Source organism: Roseibium sp. RKSG952 (assembly GCF_009711355.1).
In genome coordinates this window covers 1-6855 of record NZ_SMMF01000751.1, presented here as the reverse complement: position 1 = coordinate 6855, position 6855 = coordinate 1, and the positions used below count along the sequence as shown (strand labels likewise).

The 6855-nt window shown below is 57.3% G+C and carries 6 protein-coding genes; 3 read left to right on the top strand and 3 right to left on the bottom strand.

What is annotated here, in order from left to right:
- Window positions 1-253: 253 nt before the first annotated feature.
- Complete coding sequence (locus tag E1297_RS05535; RefSeq protein WP_155135007.1) at window positions 254-1054, top strand: hypothetical protein; 801 nt, start codon at window positions 254-256, stop codon at window positions 1052-1054.
- On the opposite strand, the gene E1297_RS05530 is transcribed toward E1297_RS05535, so the two are convergent.
- The 3 genes from E1297_RS05530 to E1297_RS05520 all read right to left on the bottom strand — a co-directional run bounded on the left by E1297_RS05530 (window position 1005) and on the right by E1297_RS05520 (window position 4845).
- Window positions 1005-2792: an LPD1 domain-containing protein gene (locus E1297_RS05530; RefSeq protein WP_155135004.1), complete on the bottom strand. Its 1788-nt coding sequence runs from the start codon at window positions 2790-2792 to the stop codon at window positions 1005-1007. The genes E1297_RS05535 and E1297_RS05530 overlap by 50 nt on opposite strands.
- A gap of 385 nt (window positions 2793-3177) precedes the next feature.
- A complete protein-coding gene (locus E1297_RS05525; protein ID WP_155135001.1) occupies window positions 3178-4560 on the bottom strand; it encodes a hypothetical protein in 1383 nt (460 codons plus the stop codon).
- Between the two features lie 87 nt (window positions 4561-4647).
- Window positions 4648-4845 (bottom strand): hypothetical protein, encoded by a 198-nt coding sequence (locus E1297_RS05520; RefSeq protein WP_155134999.1) that lies wholly within the window; start codon window positions 4843-4845, stop codon window positions 4648-4650.
- 133 nt (window positions 4846-4978) lie between these two features.
- On the opposite strand from E1297_RS05520, the gene E1297_RS05515 reads away from it, so the two are divergent.
- Window positions 4979-5314, top strand: a complete 336-nt coding sequence (locus E1297_RS05515; protein WP_155134996.1) for a hypothetical protein — start codon at window positions 4979-4981, stop codon at window positions 5312-5314.
- A 2-nt stretch (window positions 5315-5316) separates the two neighbouring features.
- Complete coding sequence (locus tag E1297_RS05510; RefSeq protein WP_155134994.1) at window positions 5317-6792, top strand: hypothetical protein; 1476 nt, start codon at window positions 5317-5319, stop codon at window positions 6790-6792.
- Window positions 6793-6855: the final 63 nt, after the last annotated feature.

Sequence of the window (6855 nt, the reverse complement as noted above, 5' to 3'; positions counted from 1 at the left end):
TCGCTAAAAATCCACGTCCTTCAGGGCGGGAAAGACGTTAATTTCCAATTGCCGTAAAAGTTCTCGTATGCCTATAGTCGCGTCCTCGACAAGAAGAGCGCACATGAACAGCAGTAGCAGACAAGACGCGCCAGGTTTTTCCGACAGCCTGTCCGTCGTGATGCAATACCACGGATATATTCCAGAAGCTCACGGACATATCGCATATAGCCGCCTCGAAAAGGCACTCAAGGCTATGCCGGCTGACTTAACCATGGCAACCGAAGAGGAATTATGCGAGGTTGACCCGTCCCTCACAGGCATCTCGACCGACTCGATCCTCACCGAACTCAAGAAGTTTGGTTCGTTCGAAACGCTCGACATTAACGGAGACATCTTTTTCGTCATCGATCAAAGCGCCGCGCTCGATCGGAAATTCAAGTGCCTGAACTCGTTTCAGGGGATGATGAATCGGGGGCTTGATGCCCGCACGCCCATCACCGCGTTCCTGCTTTCAACGAACAAGCGCGCGCACCTTGGCGACTACATGAAATTCTCAGGCATTCTGGATATTGAGATCGCCGTCGAAGCGGTAGGACGGGAGGCGGACCTTCTTGATCTTGAGACAGGGTTCCCCGAACGCCTCGTCGAAGCCCTTCTCTCTTTGCCTAGAATGCCCTTCTGGACGCGGCCCAAGAAACTTCTAAAGAATATCCCGGGAGTTCGATCCGTAAATGAGGACTGGGCGGGATGCCTGCTTGCGGCGAGAGGTCACTACGTTATCCTGGCCGACAAGTGGATGTTTGATCCGACGGAGGAGGGGCTCCCGCTGATGATCCGCGGACGCGGGACCGGACACCCAACCATCTTCCACGACCCCGAGCTATCCCCTCCCGACGAAAGCGCTCTCCCGCCGGAACCTGCAGTCCTTCAGCTCGAAGGTCCGGGCTTCCGGAGGGACCCACACGCGTCAATCCCCCGCTGGAAGGCAAGAATGGAACGATGGAAGCGCCGAAAGCCGCCGCTCAGAGGGTCGGCGCGTCGGAGAGATCGAGGTCGAGGCCGTCCTTCATGAGAGGCGCGATCGTCCTCACTAGATGCCCTATGGCTTCGTTGATGCGAACGCGTTCCTCTCCGGCCGGATACGGGTTGCCCCTGTAGGCACGATCCGCGAACCGCCCATCCTCGACGCCGTAAACGAGATAATCGTTTTTCGCGCCGCGCGCGGCGAGCTGGTCAAAGGTCCAGCACTCGAAGGCCCTTGCGAACATTTCGTTCGAACGGACCCAATACTCTCCGGTCTTGCCGCACAGCTTCTGCGCCTCATTCGCGTAATCGCTAGGTCTCACGCCGAAGTAAGCCGCCTCCGGCGCGCTCCGACACGCCTCCAGCTCCGCCAAGGCATTGTTTCGCTGTTGCTCGACCGCCTGCATGTACGGTCCGAGCTTCCTCTGGAAGGACCTGTAGTCCTTCTTAAACTTGCGGTCGACAGCTCGTTTTGGATCGGCGGCGGCTTTTTTCCAAGACGCCTCCGCCTTGTGGACGCGCGCGATCTCCGCTTCGCAGTTAGCTACCTTCTCCTTCTTGAGGGCGATGCCCTCTTCCTTGCTTTTGGGTGTATAGTAAAGGGTCCTCATGACGCGATCCCAGGCATCGGCGACATCTGGACCGAGAGCCGACAACTCCTTGGTCCGATCCTTGCACGCCTTCGAATGCCATCCGCTTCCGCTCGGAATGACATCCTCCATCTGAATGCCCGCAAGGAACCCCACCAGGTGATCAATGGCGTGAGCCTTCTCATGCGCGAGGCTTCCGGCCCCACGAATGCGGCTCAGGTTAGTCACTTTCCTGTCCGGCTCGTAGTGCGCAGCGAACGAACCGCCTCCGCGAGACCCGAAGGCCAGCGCATTCGTCCCCTGGAGCCCGATCGCCTTCATAGGTACGCCGAGCACTTCCGAGAAATCGGAAAGCGCGTCATATGCGGTATTCAAAACCGTCTGCCGCTCGGCATCGTCGAGCCATAGACCAAACTCCACACCTCGGTACCCGAAGGTCTCGATGAACTCGTTCTCGTCGACATCGCGCTCGCCACGAGCCGTCTCTCCGCCGATGCGTTTTAGAGAAGCCAGATGAGGCCGGACAGGCTTCTTCCCCCTCGGCGCCGATGATTTTTCGGGCGACCTGTTATTTTCTTCGAGCCAGGCGAGTAGCTCCTCCCGACTCTTGAAGCCCCGCCCGAGAATCATCTGGCCCTTGATGGCCATGATGTCGCCCCCGATCTCCCTGATCTTGACGCCTCGTCTCCACGCCGGGATCTTCCCTGGGAATCCCTGATCAACCAGATCCTTCGCTTTCCGAGTGTCGGCGTCCGTTACGTGAAACGGGCTTTTCCGTCCGCGCACAACAGACCACATCTGTCGACCCATTTCATCAAGGAGGGTTCGACCCAGAGCATAGAGGTCAGCTTCTGTCTTGCAGGCCATGACGTGTCGAACGACGACTTTCATGTTGGCGACGTAGTTTTCCGCCGTTTCCCGGCGCGGCCTGCGATTGCTGAATTGCGGCTTTGCATCAACCTTCGAGCGAATGGTCTTGATGGCGGCAGCGACGACCGGATCAAGGCCGTTTCCGACCTCAATTTCCCAATCCGGGTTGGGCCAGACATTGTCCCGAGTGACGAGTGTACCAACCTCCTCGTCAGTCATCCCCTCGATGTCGGCCTGATCCAGCGCTCGGGAGTCGAAATCCTTTCGCGCGCCGCCGATCTTCTCTCCGGCATCCTCGATTTTTCTGTTCGTGTTTTCGCTCGTCATTTTCAGCTCCGGGCAACGTCTTTTCCTCGCTGAAGGAGGGGGATTGTTAGGCAATACTTTGAAGAACAACGGAGTAAATCTTAATACCTCGCTGCGCGAGGCGCGCTCTTGACCCCTTCCTTCAAGGAGGGGAAGGCGTTACAGCGATGGAATCGGGACCCACCTCTGAAGCCTCCATGATCGGAGCCTGCGGCTCCCCGGAGAAGATGATGACCAGAAACATCACGGCCCCGCAAGCGGTCAAAGTGGCCGCGGCGATGCCCCAGGGAGATCCATTCTCCCGGTGTTCTCCATACCCTGATCTCACGTCTCACCTCCGTACCATGTAACAAGGATTCGATTTTTGTGTGCGATGGTTGATGCATATTCAAGCGTGGACTGAATTCTACATTTTCGGGGCAGGATCGCCGATCAAATCCTTGATCAGACGCTCGCCATCGGCGACCCCGTGCCCGTCCAGAATGATGCAGATCTGCTCCTCCGCCCCTGCGTTGTTGATTTCGGCCGCCGCCGCCTCGGACGACACCAACTCCTTCTCCTGGCCGTCCGAGGACTCGTGCGCATTAGCTTCCTCGGAGCCGATTTCCCCGAAGTAGTCATAGACGGACTCGTCGAGACTTCCATGGGCATCGGCAGCCAGTACGAGCGCGGTGAGTTCCTCAACCAAAGCCGGGTTCTCTTTCTTGATTCTATCGATCGTCCGCTTGATATCGTCGTTCATATTCCTGCTCCTATCTGAATTTCGCTCTTGCTTCCGGCTGACCGTGACGCGGCTTTGAAACTCCTCCTCAGAGTAGCCGTAACTCTCCCTGAAGTCACAGGGCACGCCCTCGGCCTGAACGAGGCCGCCCGGGAAATCCGACAGATCAACGTCTTCCTCAAACCGCACCGGACACCCTGTTCCCGTCTCGAAATCGTGCAGGGCTAAAACGCCGCCCTCGACACCATGAGGTTTCGAGCGCCAGCCGCGACACAGATAAGCGGCATCGACGGCAAAGGCTACCATTGGAACGAACCCGTTCGGCGCAGCGTCCACCGAGTTGACGAGTTCCGACGGAGAAACGAGCTGCGGCCTCGCCGAATCCACAAGCACCTCAAGAGCCGCCCAATCAGAGGCGACGGCCTTTCTCACGGATCCCGGGTCGTCCAGACGCTCGCCCCTCATTTCCTCTACAGCTGCAATGTATTCCTGCGACGAAACGTTGGCGAGCCTAAGCAACCGCTCGAAGGCCGCGTTCGGCTTGATTGATGCCGCATCTCGGAATTCATCGTAATAGTCGGTCTTGAGGCTCTTCAGGGGTTCGAACCCCCTCAAACCCGGAACGTGAGCGACTACCACGTCCATTCCGGACAGGACATCAAGCGGCATCGAGCGATCCGCCCTCGCAAATTCCCGCTGCATGACGTTTGCAAGACAGGATTTCACCTCACGCCGCACGGTTGGTTGCGATGTTTTTGGAAATTTTTCGCAAATTAGTTCCACCGTATCGGCGACGAGCTTGCGCATGTCCTGCAAACGAAGAGCATCATGAACAGCGTCTTCGATGATGGGTTCAAGACTAACGGCCGATCTCGCGGCGGACGCGGGGGGCACGAATTGTCCGGTCTCGAAAAACATCGTCACCAGGTCGAGCGTCAGCGACCTTGATTTCAAGGAGGCGCAGGCATACCCCTTATAGTCGACTTGGGCGCACGCCTTTCGAGCGCGCGCGAAAACGCTCGGCGTCGCCACCAGGTCTTTTACGGTTTCGCCTATGGACGGGCTCATTGAAGAAAAACTCCAAAATCGTTTCGAAGACCATGTAATGTTTTTGCGAGGCAAGTTTCAAACGCCTGTAGGCAGAGGGGATCGATCTCAGTCCGTCTTGCTCTGCTCTTCGGAATCCACAGAGCGCATCGACCCCAGAATATGGAAGATGTCGCACACCGTTCCGCCGGCGAACCTGATGACTCCGATTTCGTATGCAGCCGTCACCGCAGGATCGAACAGCTTGTCCCAACGGACCTCGGCTTCCCCTTTGGCCGAGGACATACCTTGTTCGATAACCTTCATCTGAACTGTGCGCTGAAAACTCCGTTTTTCAGCGCAGGGAAGATGTTAAGATAACTTTTTTCACATGGGTTGGTCGATTGCTTTGAGAGCATCCATAGTCTGCTATGAGAAAAACCACTCAACGGAGACTGGAATGATCTTTGAACAAACCGAGCCGACAAACGAGCCGGTTATTCTACTTGCAATGCTAGGGCCGGACAAATCCTCCACACTGCTGCTGTTTTCGCACGTAACCGAAAACTGCGCGCGAATCTCTCATGTCTCCGCAGATGACGACGGGCTCTTTGCTTATTCCGAAGACGGGTACGTCATTCGTGCTAAAAACCTCTTTAATCGCGAGACGATCGACGAGATTCTGAACTTGGACATGGTGTCGGCACTTGGTTACGACGACAAACAGAACATCGTTTTCAACAACCTCGAACTCGAGGTCGTGCAACCTGCTCTGACGAGCGCACCCGGGATGTGAGCATGACGATTTTCCTCGGAACCGTTAGAGCCAAAGACGAAAACGCCTACGTTCTGGTCAAGCGGAACGGTGACAGCGTACGCGCGATCTTCGAGGGAAACGTCAAGCCGAAGATAGGAAGCGACATCGTCGGACTTTCCAAGGGCACGGAGAACGGCATCGTCAGGATGGAACTGCGCAACAGTGTCACTGAGATCCTTTTGGAAGGCAACGTAAGAATTATTCCCACGACGAACCGTCCCGACCTGACCGCCAAGGTTTTGGCCCGCGTTCTCGAACACTCCAAGACGGGTGTCGTCCGGCCAGGAAGCGGTATGTCCATGGAGCGTTCGCCGCACTCCAGCGATCCCGATCTCAAATGGGCGATGGACCAGTTCCGACAGGAGGCCGACGATCGCCAGATCGCGCTTAACGTCATCGACATGAAGTCGGTGACGACATCGAAGTGGGAACCGTCCTCGCTAAGGGACTTCTCACTGCCCGCCGATACGGAGCGCAACGGAAAGACTTTTTCACAGCTTTCGGCGATCCTGAAGTCTGGATTCCACCCGACGTGCAGCCGCACCATCGAAAAGCACACCGGCCGAAATCAGACATCGATCAATTTCGTGCTGCCCTATTCCCCGGTCGCAGGCGCCTCCGGCTTCGCCAGAGAACTGTCCATGATGGACAGGGGGCACTATCCGGTCATCGGCATGACGACATCAGAATCGCGCAGGCTATCTTCCCTGCGTCAGATCGCAAGAGCGTTCTCCCATTCGGCGCTGGCACTCAAGACCCACGCCGATGTCGATGCTTCACCCCGCGCTAGGCACCTGTCCAACAGTTTCTCCGACGCTGCGGCCACGATCGCGTTTATTCGAGCGGGCGGCGAGCCGCGCGTCGTCGAGGAATTCGCCAACTTGACCGAGGCGCGCCTGCACTTCGGCACGCAGTCCCTCGCACCCGTCTCCGAAATTCTCGAAGGAGCAACCCATCTCGCGATTCGCGCCGCCGCCGATCCGATGATCTTCGGTAGAGTCAGAACCGAGGCCGACATCGTTCGCGTCGCCAAGATGATTGCCAGCCGGACGGCCTTTCCTGCCAAGGCGTTCTCCTCCAACTCCATCCCGAAGGTTCTCGTGGACGGTGGTTATGAGGCCGCGATGAGGGTTTCCCTCGACGGCGACAGTCCGGATCGAAGCGTTCGCGACGCCATCACCCGAACGTTCGCCGCTGAGACGGAAGCTCTGGCGGGCGAGTTCTCCTCTTCGGAGCTCGCGTCGGCCAGGTTCGTGGCGTTCGGGCGCAACAACACGCCTCTTGGGTACGAACATGTATTCGATAATGCGGTCAAGGGGCTCCCAACCGTCGAGATCGTTACTGGAATGAGCGTCGCAGAGGTTCTCTCAAATCCGGACAGTCTTGCCGACCGGATACGAAAAAGACACCCTTCTTTCGAGGATGCCTTCGTCTCCGATGTTCCGATCTTCAACTGAATGCGGGTTAACGCCTTCCCCGCCCTGAGGGATGTGGATTTTTAGCGAAGCGCAAGCCGTTGG